Annotated in this window: 13 protein-coding genes; 10 read left to right on the plus strand and 3 right to left on the minus strand. The window is 47.6% G+C overall.

Going from position 1 to position 16,515, the window contains the following annotated elements; all coding sequences use genetic code 11:
* Nucleotides 1-140 precede the first annotated feature (140 nt).
* A complete protein-coding gene (locus L2755_RS20350; protein ID WP_248982504.1) occupies nt 141-575 on the minus strand; it encodes a GNAT family N-acetyltransferase in 435 nt (144 codons plus the stop codon).
* A 167-nt stretch (nt 576-742) separates the two neighbouring features.
* On the opposite strand from L2755_RS20350, the gene L2755_RS20355 reads away from it, so the two are divergent.
* The 3 genes from L2755_RS20355 (at nt 743) to L2755_RS20365 (ending at nt 3,754) form a co-directional block, all read left to right on the plus strand.
* Entirely contained in the window at nt 743-1,849 is a 1,107-nt protein-coding gene (locus L2755_RS20355) for a DUF2157 domain-containing protein (protein WP_248982505.1), read from the plus strand.
* Entirely contained in the window at nt 1,846-2,643 is a 798-nt protein-coding gene (locus L2755_RS20360; RefSeq protein ID WP_248982506.1) for a DUF4824 family protein, read from the plus strand. The genes L2755_RS20355 and L2755_RS20360 overlap by 4 nt, the downstream gene beginning before the upstream one ends.
* A gap of 166 nt (nt 2,644-2,809) precedes the next feature.
* Nucleotides 2,810-3,754 (plus strand): LysR family transcriptional regulator, encoded by a 945-nt coding sequence (locus L2755_RS20365; protein ID WP_248982507.1) that lies wholly within the window; start codon nt 2,810-2,812, stop codon nt 3,752-3,754.
* Between the two features lie 60 nt (nt 3,755-3,814).
* Here L2755_RS20365 and ilvY read toward each other — a convergent pair whose 3' ends face one another.
* On the minus strand, nt 3,815-4,687 hold the full coding sequence (gene ilvY, locus L2755_RS20370) for an HTH-type transcriptional activator IlvY (protein WP_248982508.1): 873 nt from the start codon (nt 4,685-4,687) through the stop codon (nt 3,815-3,817).
* A 202-nt stretch (nt 4,688-4,889) separates the two neighbouring features.
* On the opposite strand from ilvY, the gene ilvC reads away from it, so the two are divergent.
* The 7 genes from ilvC to L2755_RS20405 all read left to right on the plus strand — a co-directional run bounded on the left by ilvC (nt 4,890) and on the right by L2755_RS20405 (nt 15,207).
* Complete coding sequence (gene ilvC / locus L2755_RS20375; RefSeq protein ID WP_248982509.1) at nt 4,890-6,371, plus strand: ketol-acid reductoisomerase; 1,482 nt, start codon at nt 4,890-4,892, stop codon at nt 6,369-6,371.
* 561 nt (nt 6,372-6,932) lie between these two features.
* Nucleotides 6,933-8,606, plus strand: coding sequence for an acetolactate synthase 2 catalytic subunit (gene ilvG / locus L2755_RS20380; RefSeq protein WP_248982510.1), 1,674 nt, complete (start codon nt 6,933-6,935; stop codon nt 8,604-8,606).
* Nucleotides 8,603-8,869 (plus strand): acetolactate synthase 2 small subunit, encoded by a 267-nt coding sequence (ilvM, locus tag L2755_RS20385; RefSeq protein ID WP_283102892.1) that lies wholly within the window; start codon nt 8,603-8,605, stop codon nt 8,867-8,869. The genes ilvG and ilvM overlap by 4 nt, the downstream gene beginning before the upstream one ends.
* A 4-nt stretch (nt 8,870-8,873) precedes the next feature.
* On the plus strand, nt 8,874-9,827 hold the full coding sequence (locus tag L2755_RS20390) for a branched-chain amino acid transaminase (protein ID WP_248982511.1): 954 nt from the start codon (nt 8,874-8,876) through the stop codon (nt 9,825-9,827).
* Nucleotides 9,828-10,388: 561 nt separating this feature from the next.
* On the plus strand, nt 10,389-12,236 hold the full coding sequence (gene ilvD / locus L2755_RS20395; RefSeq protein WP_248982512.1) for a dihydroxy-acid dehydratase: 1,848 nt from the start codon (nt 10,389-10,391) through the stop codon (nt 12,234-12,236).
* Between the two features lie 28 nt (nt 12,237-12,264).
* Nucleotides 12,265-13,815 carry a threonine ammonia-lyase, biosynthetic gene (ilvA, locus tag L2755_RS20400; RefSeq protein ID WP_248982513.1) on the plus strand — a complete coding sequence of 517 codons (1,551 nt, stop codon included), beginning with the start codon at nt 12,265-12,267 and terminating at the stop codon, nt 13,813-13,815.
* A gap of 255 nt (nt 13,816-14,070) precedes the next feature.
* Nucleotides 14,071-15,207, plus strand: a complete 1,137-nt coding sequence (locus L2755_RS20405; protein ID WP_248982514.1) for a pyridoxal-phosphate-dependent aminotransferase family protein — start codon at nt 14,071-14,073, stop codon at nt 15,205-15,207.
* A gap of 86 nt (nt 15,208-15,293) precedes the next feature.
* On the opposite strand, the gene L2755_RS20410 is transcribed toward L2755_RS20405, so the two are convergent.
* Nucleotides 15,294-16,394: an MBL fold metallo-hydrolase gene (locus L2755_RS20410; RefSeq protein WP_248982515.1), complete on the minus strand. Its 1,101-nt coding sequence runs from the start codon at nt 16,392-16,394 to the stop codon at nt 15,294-15,296.
* Nucleotides 16,395-16,515 lie beyond the last annotated feature (121 nt).

Genomic DNA, 16,515 nt, shown 5'->3' on the forward strand with positions numbered 1-16,515 from the left:
TTTGTTTGGCGATAAATTTGATCACCAAATGCCATGAATGTTCCTTACTATTTTATCTATCTCATTATTTTCATTTATCTTTTTGTGGGGATTCGTCAGGGTCAGAGTAAGCTTTAATAAATAGGAATTCCGAAGCCAAACTATTCCGCCTTTCTTACATTAGAATACTGCTTCAGCATAAAATAACGTTCTGGGCTGCCGGGAAATCCGGGGACAGTACCGATGATTTCAAAACCGAGCTTTTGATAAAACACAGGGGCTTGAAAAGATAGGGTGTCTAATTGCGCCGTCAAGCAACCGCGCTGTTTAGCTGCTATCTCAGCTTGCTCCATTAACTGACGGCCAAGCCCAGTGCCTCTGGCCTCAGGACTGACCCAAACCACTTCTATGAGAAAGTTTCGATAAATACTGCGCCCGTAGACACCAGCTATGATGTTGTCTGCTTCATCGCGAGCAATGACTGAGAGAGGAGCCGTTTCTTCTGGCCCCATATGCTCATATTTGTGCTGTTTAAGCCCCTGGATAAGCGTATCAAAAACTGCCTTATCTTCTTTATTGATGACTTCAATTTTCATTTATGTGACCTATAAATCCGTTTGTTAGCCATTGTCGTTGCTGCTAATTTATCACTCTTAAGTCACGGCTGTAAATTGACTTGTTGCAGCGAATCTCAGGAACGCTTTTTTTGTTGTTTTTATTATTAATTACGGCAATATAAGCGTTGATTAAGGAGAATCAACCCATGGAAGAAAAGCCGCTTTCTCAATTAGATGCCCAGCAACGCGTTGATCAAATTCATGCATTCCAGCAAGAGCTGCATGTATTGGAAAATGATCAGGTTATTGAAATTTCATCGGCACAGAAAGACAAGGTCGATGGCTACCATCAGCAATTATTACAAAACCTGTCAGACACTTATGATGTCGATACCAGTAGCCAATCGAAGCAGCTATCTCTAGGAATGAGAATAGCCTCAATGCTGGGTGCGTTGGCAATGGCCACCAGTATTTTCTTCCTGTTCTATCAGTTCTGGGGTTACCTGAATACCACGGTGCAAGTGAGTATTTTAGTCATCGCCCCCATCTCCCTTTTTGTGCTGTCATTGAAATTGGCTCAAGCAGAGCAAAGTGCCTATTACTCAAAAATTGCCGCCTTGGTCAGCCTTGCGTGCTTTGTGCTTAACCTGTCGATGTTGGGACAAATATTCAATATCACGCCGTCACCTAATGCCTTTGCGGTGTGGGCGGCATTTAGCTTTTTACTGGCTTACGCCTGTAATGCTCGTCTTTTACTGTTCTTTGGCATCGTCAGTTTAAGTAGTTTTATTGCGATGAAGATGGGCAGCTGGTCTGGAATGTATTGGATTAGTTTTGGCGAAAGACCAGAGAATTTTCTAGTGCCTAGTTTGCTTATCTTTTTAATACCTCATCTAAGTGATCATCGACGCTGCAATGGTTTTGCTGCCATTTATAAAGTCATGGCGATGATCATGCTGTTTTTACCGATGCTAATTTTGTCTAACTGGGGCGAAATAAGCTATTTAAGCTGGTCAGCGGAGATGATTGAGGGCTTTTATCAACTGATGGGGTTTGCGCTTGCGGCCGGTGCTATTTGGCTTGGGGTTAAGCGTCAATGGGGCGAGGTAACCAACACCGGCAATGTGTTCTTTATTTTGTTCCTCTACACCAAGTTCTTCGATTGGTGGTGGGAATGGATGCCAAAATATATCTTCTTCTTTATTCTCGGCTTGTCAGCTTTGTTGGCACTGATGGTGTTTAAGCGAGTTCGCCTCAGTAATTTAAATGACTTAAGTAAAGTCGGCAAAATGGGCGGAGGGGCTGGGCAATGAAAAAGTACTTATTGATGGGTCTGTTGATCCTTATCGGCAGTAATGTCATGGCGCTGGCTGGTGTTGCATATAACCGCATGGATGAGCCTACCTCGCAGCTAATCTTAACCGAGCGAGAATTACAGTTACCCTATAATAGTCGTTCTCAAAAAGAGAACTCCGGCATCCTACTCAGTATTAATTGGCGCACCGCAACCAAGGCTGATAATGCCTATACCCCTTATAACAGTAATGAAACCACAGTGACGCAAGCGCAGCTGTTAGCCCTTGGTTTTGATCTGCCGGATAACAATTATTACGCCGCGCAGTCACGCCAACTGTTTTGGGCATTTGAGTTTGATGGTGAGCGCCATGCCGCTGAAATTGCCAAAGCAGAGTTGCGCTATCAGGCTGCAGTTAAAACTTATACCGAGCAACCCAATGAGAATCATAACCGCTTAAAGGATGACTCTCTTGTTAGCTTTAAAAAGGAGAAGCTAACCAACAGTCGACTATTTTTTGTCAAAGTGGCTAGTGATTATGAATCACTAGCAGATGAATTTGCGGGCCAAGATAATATGCTATTTGTTAAAGGATTAGCCAAGCCTCATTACAACGAGAATAACGACAGTTACCGTTTATTCCTGCAACAGTTATTGATCACTGACATTATGCTGCCACTGCAGTATGCCGAACGTCTAAAAGGGTTGAGCAGGTTGGGTTATCAAGATATTACAGCGCCGCGTTATACGGTGGATATTAAATGGGGCAGCCGTTTGGAACCGTGGATAACTAAAGTGACTCGCCATGAGTAAAGCCCTGGACTAGATAGGAGGTGATTGTCAGGGGAAAGCTGTTTTACCAACCGTGGCGTATGCAGTGTGCTGCTGATGTTTGTTTTTTTGATCGAAAACAGCATCACTGCTGGCTGAAAAAAACTATCATAGGCCAAGTCAGTTTTGGTGCGTGAGAAGGTAACGGGTGAAACAGCTAGATTTTAATTTGTTGCGAGTGTTAGAGGTGTTGCTCGAAGAGCAAAGTGTGACTGCTGCAGCGTCGAGGCTACACCTGAGTCAATCTGCGGTGAGTAAGCAGTTGAGTAAGTTACGTGAAACTTTCGATGATCAGCTGTTTGAGCGCACGGCTTATGGGCTAAAGGCCACACCGCGAGCACTGCAGTTAGCGCCAGAGCTACGTGAGGTGCTGCAAAGGCTTGACCAATTTACCCGTCCCAATAGCTTCGAGCCTGCTGATAGCCAACGCAGGTTTCGTATGCATCTGGTTGAAACTGCTTATTCGCTGGTGTTTCCGCACTTTGTGCCGCAACTGTTAACGCAAGCGCCGCAAGTGAGTATTAATAGCCAGACCTGGTCGCACGACAGCATGGATAAGTTACTGCGCTGCGAGATTGATCTCGGCATTATCTGCCGCGAGTGGGATAAACGCTCTTTACTGCATATGAATAACTTGCCGGATGAGCTGGCTTACGCAGAACTTATCCGTGACTACCCAATATGCCTGGTCAGACGCGGCCACCCATTACTGAATGAACCTTGGGATCTCGATACCTTTTTAAAATATCGTCATCTGCAAGTGGCATTTGGTGGCTTAGAGCATTGGCTGCTGGATGACGTATTGCGCTTAGAGCATAGAGAGCGTGATATAGCGGTTAATATGACTGACTTTACCAGTGCGTTAGATCTGTGTGAGAACAGCGATCTGATCTTATGTGCGCCGCGAAAGTACGTCATGCATATGTTGGCCGGCCATGACCTCGTTTGCCTTGATGTGCCGGTGCATGTTGAGCCGGGTGCTTATGTGCTGGTGTGGCACAAACATTTTAATTTAGATCCAAGCCATCGTTGGTTACGCAACCTGATGATCGATGGTGTCAGTCAGGCGGAATCTAATAACTGTAATGAGTAATCAGCTACTTTTTAGTAGTAAATAGCTAATAATAAACCGGTAAAAACAGTCATAAGCGGATTAAATCGCCTCTAAAAAGGCTTTTATCACCGGCTCGCTAACGCGCTTTTCGCGGCAGCAGCAGCCAAGCTCAAACGGTGGGATCGCAATGGGTGATGACAACAGTTGAATTCTATCGCGCACAGGGCTGTTATTGAGCACCACTTCGGGGGTGATACTGACGCCACATCCTAGGGCGACCATCGAGGTTATCGCTTCTTGGCCAGATACTTGCGCATAAATATTAGGCGTTAAGCCGAGCGCCTTAAACCAGTTGTCGATACGTTTACGGCCCGGCCCATGCTCTGGCACGATAAAGGGTAATCGATCCCAGGGGATGTAGGATTCCGTCAGCAGCTCTTGCACTTGGCAACGAAAGGTCGGTGCGATGATCGACAGTGGCACGTCATCTATCTTGGCAAAGTGTAGGTTTTCAGGAAAAGGGTCCGGCAGGGCGGCAATGGCAATATCGGCGCGATTATTGCGGATCTCATTAACTGCATTAGCGGCGTCACCGGTGGTTAAGGCGATTTCAACTAGGGGGTGTTCGCGTCTAAAGTGGTCAAGTAAGCCGGGCAGGTGACTGTAGGCTGCGGTGACCGAGCAGTAGAGGTTAAGTCGACCCCTTAATAGATCTTGCTTAGGGTCGATCTTAGTTTTGAGTTTGCTCCAGTGATCTAGGGTTAACTCGGCAAAATGACGATACTCCACCCCGGCACTGGTTAACGTCACGCTGCGATTATCACGCTGAAACAGCAGCGCTCCCACCTCCTCTTCTAATCTCTGCATGGCACGACTGAGTGTCGATGGGCTGACATGCATCGCCTGCGCAGTGCGAGCAAAGTGCAAACTATCAGACAGATGCAAGTAGAGTTTGATGGTGCGAATGTCCAAATTTTTCATCCTCGAGAAATGGCATTTGTGCTGAACAGATGCTAGGTGACAGTTATCTCTCCATGTTGCAAAAAACGCAACGTCATGTTCCGAATATATCATTTTCAGCAATGAAAAGCTTGCGCTATAGTGATCTCAATCACAGCTTAGCTCGGTACTGAGCAGGCCCGTTTAAATATCCAGAATCAAGGTGGTATATCAGATGGCTAACTATTTTAACTCTCTGAACTTGCGTCAACAATTAGAACAGCTGGCTCAATGCCGCTTTATGGATCGCAGCGAGTTCAGCGCAGGCTGCAGCCACATTAAAGGATGGAACATTGTCATTCTAGGTTGTGGTGCTCAAGGTTTAAACCAAGGTTTGAACATGCGAGATTCTGGGCTAAACATCTCTTTTGCACTGCGTGCTCAAGCGATTAGCGAGAAGCGTGAATCATATCAGAAAGCCACCGGTAACGGTTTCCGTGTCGGTACCATTGAAGAGTTAATTCCTGATGCAGACTTGGTGTTAAACCTAACGCCTGATAAGCAACACACTAACGCCGTGACTACGATTATGCCGTTAATGAAGCAAGGTGCGACACTGTCTTATTCCCATGGCTTTAACATTGTTGAAGAGGGCATGCAGGTGCGCCCAGATATTACCGTCATCATGGTTGCCCCTAAGTGCCCAGGTACTGAAGTGCGTGAAGAGTACAAGCGTGGTTTTGGTGTGCCAACACTGATTGCAGTTCACCCAGAAAATGATCCAAAGGCTGAAGGTTTTGCTATCGCTAAGGCGTATGCAAGCGCAACGGGCGGCGACAGAGCTGGCGTATTGCACTCATCTTTCATCGCTGAAGTTAAGTCTGACTTGATGGGCGAGCAAACGATTCTTTGCGGCATGCTGCAAACTGGCGCGATTTTAGGTTACGAGAAGATGGTTGCCGATGGCGTTGAGCCAGGCTACGCAGCTAAGTTAATTCAGCAAGGTTGGGAAACCACTACCGAGGCGCTTAAGCACGGTGGTATTACCCATATGATGGATAGACTGTCTAACCCCGCTAAGATTAAAGCATTTGAAATGGCTGAGGAGTTGAAAGAGATCCTTAAGCCACTCTTCGAAAAGCACATGGACGACATCATCGGTGGCGAGTTCTCTAAAACCATGATGGCTGACTGGGCTAACGACGACAAAAACCTGCTTAAATGGCGTAGTGAAACCAATGACACAGCATTTGAAAATGCGCCACTGTGTGATGAACAAATTGACGAGCAGGCATACTTCGATAAAGGTATCTTCCTGGTCGCTATGATCAAAGCTGGTGTTGAACTTGCGTTCGATACCATGGTCGCAGCGGGTATTGTGGAAGCGTCGGCTTATTATGAATCACTGCACGAAACACCATTGATTGCCAACACGATTGCCCGTAAGCGCCTTTACGAGATGAACGTGGTTATCTCTGATACTGCTGAATATGGTTGTTACCTATTCAACCACGCGGCAGTGCCAATGCTACGTGACTATGTTGAAAACATGTCGGCAGAATTCTTAGGCGCTGGCCTAAAAGAGACTGATAACGGCGTGGATAACCTGCGTCTTATCGAAGTTAATGATGCGATCCGCGGCACTGCTGTTGAGTCTATCGGCGCAGAACTGCGCGGTTACATGACCGAAATGCAGCGTATCGTTGAAGAAGCTTAAAAATATTTGAAGCTAAGCCTGTGACGCAATTGTGTGGCAGGCAAGGCTGAAATAGCACCGAGTAGAGTCGCTGTTTTATCAGTTAAGTATTTTCAGTAAAACATTAACGATTAATACCTTAGTGACAATAAAGAGAGGCGGCAGTCAGTTGTTATTACAGCGAGTTATTTAGCCTGAGATTAGCGGCTAGAACTTGAGTGTTACTAATAATGCAAAAGTTTTCATTGTGTTTTTTATTCGCTTTGTGGTAAATCTTAATAGTGCTCTTTTTTAGCAAGACCAGTACCGAATTTAAGCAAAGACCCAAACTTAGGAATACGAGTCACGCATGTTTAACCAAGCCGCCCAAATTATTATTGTGATTATTACCGTCGTGATTATTAGATCACAGCGGGGGCCGCGTATGCTAAATCGACACACCTAATTAGGTTTAAGATTGCAAACAACCCCCGCTCCGAAAGGAACGGGGGTTTTTTCGTTTAAAGGGCTGCTCAAATTATTGAGTGTCACCGTTAAGCAGTAACCAAGTTATCGATAAATTGAGTAGTGGAGCAAGAGCAGATGGGATCAGGGCAGATGATACGGGGCGCCGACGCAGTAATAAAAGCCATAGCGGCACACGGTGTAACCACAGTGTTTGGCTATCCAGGCGGTGCAATCATGCCCATCTACGATGCCTTGTATGGCAGCCCAGTAGAGCATCTGTTGAGTCGTCATGAGCAGGGCGCCGCATTCGCGGCCGTAGGCTATGCCAGAGCGAGTGGCAAGACTGGTGTCTGCTTTGCCACCTCAGGCCCAGGGGCCACCAACCTCATCACCTCACTTGCTGATGCGCTGCTGGATTCTGTCCCTTTGGTGGCCATTACCGGACAGGTGTCCACTGCCGTCATCGGTACCGATGCATTCCAAGAGATTGATGTACTGGGCATGTCACTGTCGTGTACCAAGCACAGCTTTATGGTCACCCGTGTTGAAGAGTTAGTGCCGACGCTATATCAAGCATTCGAAATTGCAGCATCTGGTCGTCCAGGCCCCGTGTTAGTGGATATACCGAAAGATATTCAATTAGCGCTAGTGGATTACAAAACGCCGTTACAAGCGGTCATGCCAGAGCCGGAACATACTCAAGCCCAAATCGATGCTGCCAATGCATTGCTGGCGAACGCTGAGCAGCCAATGTTGTATGTCGGCGGCGGTGTCGGTATGGCCAGTGCGGTTGAGCCGTTAAGACAGTTTATTGCCGCAACAGGCATCCCTTCGGTTGCGACGTTAAAAGGGCTTGGCGCCGTTACCATCGACACCCCTGGTTATTTAGGCATGCTCGGCATGCATGGCTCAAAAGCGGCCAATTTAGCGGTGCAGCAGTGCGATTTATTGATTGTAGTGGGTGCGCGCTTTGATGACCGCGTCACCGGCCGTTTAGCCTCGTTTGCTGAAAATGCCAAAGTGCTGCACCTCGATATTGATGCCGCAGAGCTGGGTAAACTCAGAATGCCGGAAGTCGCCATTGCGGGTGACTTACGCCAGATATTACCGGCATTGAGCCAGAGCATGCAGATTGAAGCGTGGCAGTCGGAAGTTCAACAGCTAAAAGCGCAGCATCCATGGCGTTATGATCGCCCCGGTGAGTTGATTTACGCACCTGCTATGCTGAACCGTTTAGCGCAAAAACTGCCTGAAGATAGTGTGGTTTCCTGCGATGTCGGTCAGCACCAAATGTGGGTGGCGCAGCATATGTATTTTCGTCGTCCTGAAGACCATCTTTCCAGCGCCGGTCTTGGCACCATGGGCTTTGGTTTACCCGCGGCGATTGGCGCAAAAGTCGCGCGTCCGAGCGCTATGGTGGTGGCCGTTTCAGGTGATGGTTCATTCATGATGAACGTGCAGGAACTGACGACCATCAAACGCCGACGCTTGCCAGTTAAAATTCTGTTGGTGGACAATCAAAAGTTGGGCATGGTTAAGCAGTGGCAACAGCTATTCTTTGAAGAGCGTTATAGCGAAACCGATCTGTCGGACAACCCTGACTTTGTCACAATGGCATCGGCCTTTGACATTCCAGGTCGTAATATTACCTTGGCCAGTGAAGTAGAAGCGGGCTTAGATGAGATGCTCAATAGTGAAGGGCCGTTCCTGCTGCATGTGTCGATAGACGATGCTCACAATGTATGGCCATTAGTGCCGCCGGGCGCATCAAACCAAGACATGATGGATGAGATGGAGAAGCAAACATGATCGATTACTCAGTAGCCATTAGCGTGCAGCAGCAACCTGAAGTATTGGAGCGAGTGCTGCGGGTCGTCCGTCATCGCGGTTTTAAAGTCACTCACTTAGCGATGCAGCTTAACGAAAATAATACCACCAGTATCGATATGTCGGTTCAAAGCGATAGAGCGATCGCTTTGCTTACCAATCAAATAAACAAGTTAATTGATGTACTTGACTGCCAAGTGTTGGCGGGTCAAATAAACAAGACTAGCGCATCTGCAAAAGGATAAAGATATGGCCGCTAAAACAGCTGAGTTAATTTGGTTCAACGGTGAATTGATGCCTTGGGGTGATGCCAAGGTCCATGTGATGTCTCATGCTTTGCATTACGGTACGTCTGTGTTTGAAGGGATCCGTGTCTATGACACCCCCAAAGGACCAGTAGGCTTTCGTTTAACTGAGCATGTACAGCGTTTGTTTGATTCAGCGAAAATCTACCGTATGCCAATCCCCTATAGCTTCGATGAGCTGATGCAAGCCTGTCGTGATGCGGTTTTAGGCAACGGCTTATCGAGCGCCTATATCCGCCCGTTAGCTTTCTATGGTGATGTCGGCATGGGGATTACTCCACCGAAAGATGCTCAGTGTGATGTATTAGTGGCGGGCTTCCCTTGGGGCGCTTATTTAGGTGAAGACAGTATGGATGCAGGCGTTGATGTGGCAGTCACTTCATGGAATCGTTTAGCACCCAATACCATTCCTACTGGCGCGAAAGCCGGTGGTAACTACTTGTCATCACTGCAGGTTTCAACCGAAGCCAAGCGTAATGGTTATGATGAAGGTATTGCGCTCGACACCAATGGTTTAGTCAGCGAAGCCGCTGGCGCCAATATTTTTGTAGTGAAGAAGAATAAGATCTACACACCACCAGCCACTGCCGCTATTCTGATGGGATTGACCCGTGACTCGATTATCACCTTGGCCCGAGATAAAGGTTATGAAGTCGTAGAAGAGAACATGTCGCGTGAATTCCTCTACTTGGCAGACGAAATATTTATGACCGGCACCGCGACAGAGATTGTTCCTGTACGCAGCATTGATCGCATCGAAGTGGGTAACGGCAAGCGCGGTGAAATAACCAAGATAATGCAAAAGAGCTTCTTTGGCCTGTTTAATGGCGAAACTGAAGATAAATGGGGCTGGTTAGAGCTGTTGAAAGCCGGAACGGCGAAAGACGGGAAAGGCTGAGACGGTGAAAGGCGGAATAGGCTGAGACGGTTAAATTGTAGGTCGGGCTTTAGCCCGTCAATCAAGGGTTTGATATATGGCTTGTCGGCATAAATACCGACTTACGGGCAAGCTGAAACAAGCTAAGACGGTGAGAGCTGAAATAGGCTGAGATGGTGAAAGCCGGAACAAACTGAGATGGTGAAAACCGGAGAAGAATAAAGTTTTTGTAGGTCGGGCTTTAGCCCGTCAATCAAGGGTTTGATAGATGGCTTGTCGGCATAAATACCGACTTACGGGTAAGCTGAAACAAGCTAAGACGGTGAGAGCTGAAACAGGCTGAGACGGACGCTACGCTGACGGATTACGGAACGTTCGCTAGCTCACTGACGGAAAAGCGGAAAAAAGCCGGAAAAGCTGAGCCGAAAAAAGCCGGAACGAGCTAAGACAAAATATTAAAATCTGAGGCAAACGCCTGAGCTTAAAGAATTAACATAGAAGGGCAAAGTGGGTAATTTAGTGCCTAGAACCTAGAACCTAGAACCTCTAATACTCGAACCTTCTCTAAAAAAGGATAAAGCAATGCCAAAATTACGTTCAGCAACCAGTACCGAAGGTCGTAACATGGCGGGAGCACGTGCACTTTGGCGTGCTACTGGCGTAAAAGACGGTGATTTTGGTAAGCCAATTATCGCCATTTCTAACTCGTTCACTCAGTTTGTGCCGGGCCACGTTCATCTTAAAGATATGGGGTCTTTAGTTGCAGGCGCGATTGAAGAGGCGGGTGGTATTGCCAAAGAGTTCAACACCATCGCGGTTGATGACGGTATCGCAATGGGCCATGGCGGCATGCTTTACAGCTTGCCATCACGGGAGCTTATTGCCGACAGTGTTGAGTATATGGTTAATGCTCACTGCGCCGACGCGTTAGTGTGTATCTCTAACTGCGACAAGATCACTCCCGGCATGTTGATGGCGGCGCTAAGACTGAATATCCCAGTGATCTTCGTCTCTGGTGGCCCGATGGAAGCGGGCAAGACTAAGTTATCAGATCGAATCATTAAGCTGGATCTGGTTGATGCAATGGTCGCCGGCGCTGATGATCGTGTATCCGATGCCGACAGCGAACAAATTGAGCGTAGCGCGTGCCCAACGTGTGGTTCATGTTCTGGCATGTTTACCGCAAACTCAATGAACTGCTTAACCGAAGCGCTGGGTTTATCACTGCCTGGTAATGGTTCAATGTTGGCGACTCACTCTGATCGCCGCGAACTGTTTCTAGAAGCGGGTCGCCGCATCATGGATCTTGCGACGCGCTATTATCGTGATGATGATGAGTCTGCATTGCCGCGCAATATTGCGAACTTCAATGCCTTTGAAAATGCCATGACCCTCGATATCGCCATGGGCGGTTCGAGCAACACGGTATTGCATTTGGTGGCTGCGGCTAGTGAAGCGGAAGTAGACTTCACCATGGCCGATATTGACCGCTTGTCTCGCTTAGTACCGCACTTGTGTAAGGTGGCACCATCGACACCTAAATATCATATGGAAGATGTGCATCGTGCTGGTGGCGTGATGGGCATTTTGGGTGAGCTCGACCGTGCAGGCCTGCTGCATAACGACGCTTACCATGTGGCCGGAAAAAACCTTGCTGAAGTATTGGCTAAATACGATATCGCTCAAAGCAAAGATGCCGCGGTGCATAAGTTTTTCTCGGCAGGGCCTGCAGGCATTCCAACCACTAAGGCCTTTAGCCAAAGTTGCCGCTGGGACAGTGTTGATATTGACCGTGAAGAGGGTTGTATCCGTACCCGCGAATTTGCCTTTAGCCAAGAGGGTGGGCTGGCCGTTTTATCCGGTAACATTGCCGTCGATGGCTGTATCGTCAAAACCGCTGGCGTTGAAGTGGAAAACCACACCTTTATCGGTAGTGCCCGCGTCTATGAAAGCCAAGATGATGCGGTTGCCGCGATCTTAGGCGGCGAAGTGGTTGCTGGAGATGTGGTGGTTATCCGCTACGAAGGCCCTAAAGGTGGCCCAGGTATGCAGGAGATGCTGTATCCAACTAGTTACCTTAAGTCGCGTGGCTTGGGCGCCAAGTGTGCACTTATCACCGATGGTCGTTTCTCTGGTGGAACCTCTGGTTTGTCCATTGGCCATGTATCACCAGAAGCGGCGGCGGGTGGCGTTATTGGCTTAGTGCAAACAGGTGACACCATTGAGATTGATATTCCAGCTCGCTCAATAAAATTAGCCATTAGCGATGTTGAGCTGGCGGCGCGCCGCACAGCTATGGACGCGCTAGGGGTTGATGCGTGGAAGCCGCTTGGGCGTGTTAGACAGGTGTCGATGGCGCTTAAAGCGTATGCATTATTAGCGACCAGTGCCGACAAGGGTGCAGTGCGCGATACCAGTAAACTGGTTTAATCGATTTAACGGGCTTAAGAGGTAGTTTATGTTGGCTTTAGCATCACAATCAAAGTTGGACTTAGCGCAATATTATTTACAGAAGATATTACTGTCTTCTGTTTATGATGTAGCCAAAGTGACGCCGCTTTCTAGCCTAAATAAGCTCTCTGCACGCTTAGGTTGCCAAGTATTTCTTAAACGTGAAGATATGCAGCCAGTGCACTCTTTTAAGTTGCGTGGCGCCTATAACAGGATCTCCCAGCTGACAAAAGCAGAGTGCGAGTGTGGCGTAGTATGCGCATCGGCGGGTAATCATGCCCAAGGCGTAGCGATGTCTGCTGCGGCGCGGGGCATTAGTGCCGTCATTGTGATGCCTGAAACCACGCCGGATATCAAAGTGGATGCGGTAAAGCGCTTAGGCGGCAAAGTGGTGTTGTATGGCCAAGCATTTGATCAAGCCAGTGCCCACGCGCAAAGCTTGGCGAAAAACGAAGGCCGGGTGTATATCGCCCCGTTCGATGATGAAGCGGTTATTGCTGGGCAGGGCACAGTGGCGCAAGAGATGGTGCAGCAACAGCGCGATCTGGAAGTGGTATTTGTGCCCGTGGGCGGCGGTGGCTTAATTGCGGGTATTGCGGCTTATTATAAAGCCGTGATGCCACAAGTGAAGATCATTGGCGTAGAACCTGAAGATTCAGCCTGTCTAAAAGCGGCACTGGATGCGGGTGAGCGGGTAGTATTGCCGCAAGTGGGCTTGTTTGCCGATGGCGTCGCGGTTAAGCAAATTGGCGCCGAGCCCTTTAGAGTGGCGCGTGAATACGTGGATGATGTCATCACCGTGACCTCCGATGAAATTTGCGCTGCGGTAAAAGATATTTTCGAAGACACCCGCGCGATAGCTGAGCCTTCGGGCGCACTGTCGTTAGCTGGGCTGAAAAAGTATGTTGGCAATAATGGTACCGGCCAAAAGCTCGGCGCCATCTTAAGCGGTGCCAATGTTAACTTTCACAGCTTGCGTTATGTGTCTGAGCGTTGTGAACTGGGTGAGCAAAAAGAAGCGATTCTGGCGGTAAAAGTACCAGAGCGTCCAGGGATCTTCCTGCGCTTTTGTGAGCTACTCGGTAAGCGAGCAATGACCGAGTTTAATTATCGTTTTAGCAGTCGCGATAAGGCGGTGGTTTTTGCCGGTATTCGTATCTCTGAAGGGCAAAGTGAACTGGACGAGATTATTGCTAACCTTGAAGCTGAAGGCTTTGAGGTGCAAGATCTTTCTCGGGATGAAACCGCTAAGTTGCATGTGCGCTATATGGTGGGGGGGCATCCACCAGAGCCGTTAGAGGAACGTTTATTTAGCTTTGAATTCCCCGAACACCCTGGTGCACTGTTTAAGTTTTTGACCACACTGCAAAGTAAGTGGAACATCAGCTTATTTCACTACCGTAACCACGGCGCCGCCTATGGCAGAGTGTTAGCGGGCTTTGAAGTGCCAGAGAGTGACAATCTTGCATTTCAGCAGTTTTTGACTGAGCTGGGTTTCATCTATCAAGAGGAAACTAACAGTCCTGCTTATCGACTCTTCCTCGATAATCGGGCTTAGCTGCCGAGTAACGCTAAACAAATGGCCGAAACTACAGTATTCAGCATTTTTGGGCTGTTTTAGAGAATAGGACGCGAAAGCGTCCTATTTTTTATGAAATTCTTGCAGACTTATGGAGTTAAGTTCCGTTTTGTAATATTGTGACCATAGAAAAATATAATAATATTTGTAGTGAAACAGCAGTCACTAATAGGCTTTTTGTTTAGGCAGTTCAATCTTAACCACAGCAAAGTATTTAGTTTCTAAGGAAATATAATGTTAATAGCACCCTATATCGAACCGTTTAATCCACCGCGAAGAGTGCTGATGGGGCCGGGGCCCTCTGATGTTTATCCAGAAGTGTTGGCTGCTCAAGCTAAACCGACTATTGGCCATCTCGACCCTGTATTTGTTGGCATGATGGATGAGCTGAAAGCACTGATCCAATATGCTTTTCAAACCACCAATGAGATGACGTTAGCGGTGTCAGCTCCTGGCAGTGCGGGCATGGAAACCTGTTTTGTTAATCTGGTTGAGCCCGGCGAAAAAGTCATTGTCTGTCGTAACGGTGTATTTGGTGAGCGTATGCGACAAAACGTCGAGCGTTGCGGTGGCGTTGCTGTGGTGGTTGATAATGAATGGGGCGAAGCCGTCTCTGTTGATGATGTTGCTAGCGCACTGGCTGCTAATCCTGATGCTAAGTTTTTGGCTTTTGTGCATGCAGAAACCTCAACCGGTGCCTTATCGGATGCTAAAGCCTTGTGTGCTTTAGCTAAACAACATGATTGTATATCGATTGTTGATGCGGTGACTTCCCTGGGTGGTGTTGAGTTAAGAGTTGATGAGTGGGGCATAGATGCCATCTATTCAGGTAGTCAGAAATGTCTCTCTTGTGTGCCTGGATTATCGCCTGTGTCTTTCTCTCCTAAAGCGGTTGAGAAAATGAAAGCGCGCAAGACTCAAGTACAGAGCTGGTTTTTAGACCAAACGTTAGTGATGGGCTATTGGACCGGTGAAAGTGGCGGCAAACGCAGCTATCACCATACAGCGCCAGTGAATGCACTTTATGCACTGCATGAGTCACTGCGTTTGCTGTCGCTTGAAGGACTAGAGCAAGCATGGCAGAGACACGCTGACATGCATCAAGTGTTGCGTCATGGTTTGCAGCGCTTAGGGCTTAAGTTTGTGGTTGCTGAAGAGGTGCGTTTACCGCAGCTCAATACCGTTTATATTCCAGAAGGAATAGATGACGCCAAAATACGTAAGCAGCTATTGGAAAACTATAATCTTGAAATCGGTGCTGGACTTGGCATCTTAGCCGGTAAAGCATGGCGTATTGGTCTGATGGGCTACGCTGCTCGTCGTGAAAATGTCGCGCTGTGTATTAAAGCGTTAGAAGAGGTTTTAGTGTAAGCATTTGCTCAGTTAGTATTCAGATTTGAAAAGGCCGCTCACTTATGGTGAATGGCCTTTTTGTTTTAGTGAGTCTTGTCCTGAAGCTAGTTGGCGATCGCAGCCCACCAATGGGTAGTTTTATGGATCTCATTAATAGAGACAAGTTCACCCATCTTCGGCGTGACAATCTCAACATTCGCATCACTGGCAAGCTGTGTGATTTGATTTAGTGGGTCATACCAACTGTGAAAAGCTAAATCAAATGTACCGTTGTGGATCGGCATCATCTTCTTCCCTTGCAGGTCGATATGCGCCTGTAGACTTTGCTCTGGCGTCATATGGATAGTGGCCCAGTCTTTATCATAAGCCCCAGTTTCAACCATGGTCAGATCAAACGGACCAAAGCGATCACCAATCTGCTTAAAGCCATCAAAATAGCCAGAATCACCGCTGAAATAGAGGCTACTGTTAGCTGATTGAATCACGTATGACGCCCATAGAGTGTCATTCTTATCAAATAAACTGCGCCCAGAAAAATGTTGAGTCGGTGTCGCGGTAATGGTTACACCTGAACTATTATGTGCTTGCCACCAGTCGAGGCTGTGGATTTTGCTCGGCTTAACGCCCCAGTCGGTAAGGTGCTTATCAACTCCCAGCGGTACCACGAAATGCGCCACACTTTTTGCTAGGTGCATGATTGAAGCTTTGTCCAAATGGTCATAGTGATCATGGCTAATCATCACCCCATCGATTGACGGTAAGTCTGTTAGTGCAATAGGTGGCTGGTGGAAGCGTTTCGGCCCTGCAAAGCTAAAAGGTGAAGCTCGCTCACTAAAAACCGGATCAATCAACCAGCGTTGGCCGTCGACTTGTAAAAAGATACTTGAATGTCCTAAACGGATCACCGTATCTTGGCTCTCCGGTAAGTTTCTGAGTAGCTCAGCGGTTACGGTAACCACAGGGATTTCCATCGTAGGAGTAGCGTCGATTCTAGTCTCGGTAATATAACGCTTCAGCAGCGGCAGTATGGCGGTATCGTCACTAAAACTTGGACTGGTATTGATAAAGCCACCTTTTGTCTTGTGGTGCGCGCGTTGCTCACTGACGTTAACGTCGCCTTGATGGCTGGGTGATGTTAAAGCTGAAGTTGCCAGCATGATGCCTCCGATAAATACCAATATTGAAATGAGTTTAATTAGCTTCATAGCGATCATTAAAAGTAAACTACACCGTATAGTTTACTTTTAATGATCGCTATGAAGCTAATTAAACTCATTTCAATATTGGTATTTATCGGAGGCATCATGCTGGCAACTTCAGCTTTAA

The organism is Shewanella abyssi (assembly GCF_023284025.1).
GTDB classification, from domain to species: domain Bacteria; phylum Pseudomonadota; class Gammaproteobacteria; order Enterobacterales; family Shewanellaceae; genus Shewanella; species Shewanella abyssi.

Excerpts from the sequence above, each read along its gene's own strand:
- L2755_RS20350 (WP_248982504.1), bottom strand. The coding sequence starts at position 575 with ATGAAAATTGAAGTCATCAATAAAGAAGATAAGGCAGTTTTTGATACG.
- L2755_RS20355 (WP_248982505.1), top strand. The coding sequence starts at position 743 with ATGGAAGAAAAGCCGCTTTCTCAATTAGATGCCCAGCAACGCGTTGAT.
- L2755_RS20360 (WP_248982506.1), top strand. The coding sequence starts at position 1,846 with ATGAAAAAGTACTTATTGATGGGTCTGTTGATCCTTATCGGCAGTAAT.
- ilvC (WP_248982509.1), top strand. The coding sequence starts at position 4,890 with ATGGCTAACTATTTTAACTCTCTGAACTTGCGTCAACAATTAGAACAG.
- ilvG (WP_248982510.1), top strand. The coding sequence starts at position 6,933 with ATGGGATCAGGGCAGATGATACGGGGCGCCGACGCAGTAATAAAAGCC.
- ilvM (WP_283102892.1), top strand. The coding sequence starts at position 8,603 with ATGATCGATTACTCAGTAGCCATTAGCGTGCAGCAGCAACCTGAAGTA.
- L2755_RS20390 (WP_248982511.1), top strand. The coding sequence starts at position 8,874 with ATGGCCGCTAAAACAGCTGAGTTAATTTGGTTCAACGGTGAATTGATG.
- ilvD (WP_248982512.1), top strand. The coding sequence starts at position 10,389 with ATGCCAAAATTACGTTCAGCAACCAGTACCGAAGGTCGTAACATGGCG.
- ilvA (WP_248982513.1), top strand. The coding sequence starts at position 12,265 with ATGTTGGCTTTAGCATCACAATCAAAGTTGGACTTAGCGCAATATTAT.
- L2755_RS20405 (WP_248982514.1), top strand. The coding sequence starts at position 14,071 with ATGTTAATAGCACCCTATATCGAACCGTTTAATCCACCGCGAAGAGTG.
- L2755_RS20410 (WP_248982515.1), bottom strand. The coding sequence starts at position 16,394 with ATGAAGCTAATTAAACTCATTTCAATATTGGTATTTATCGGAGGCATC.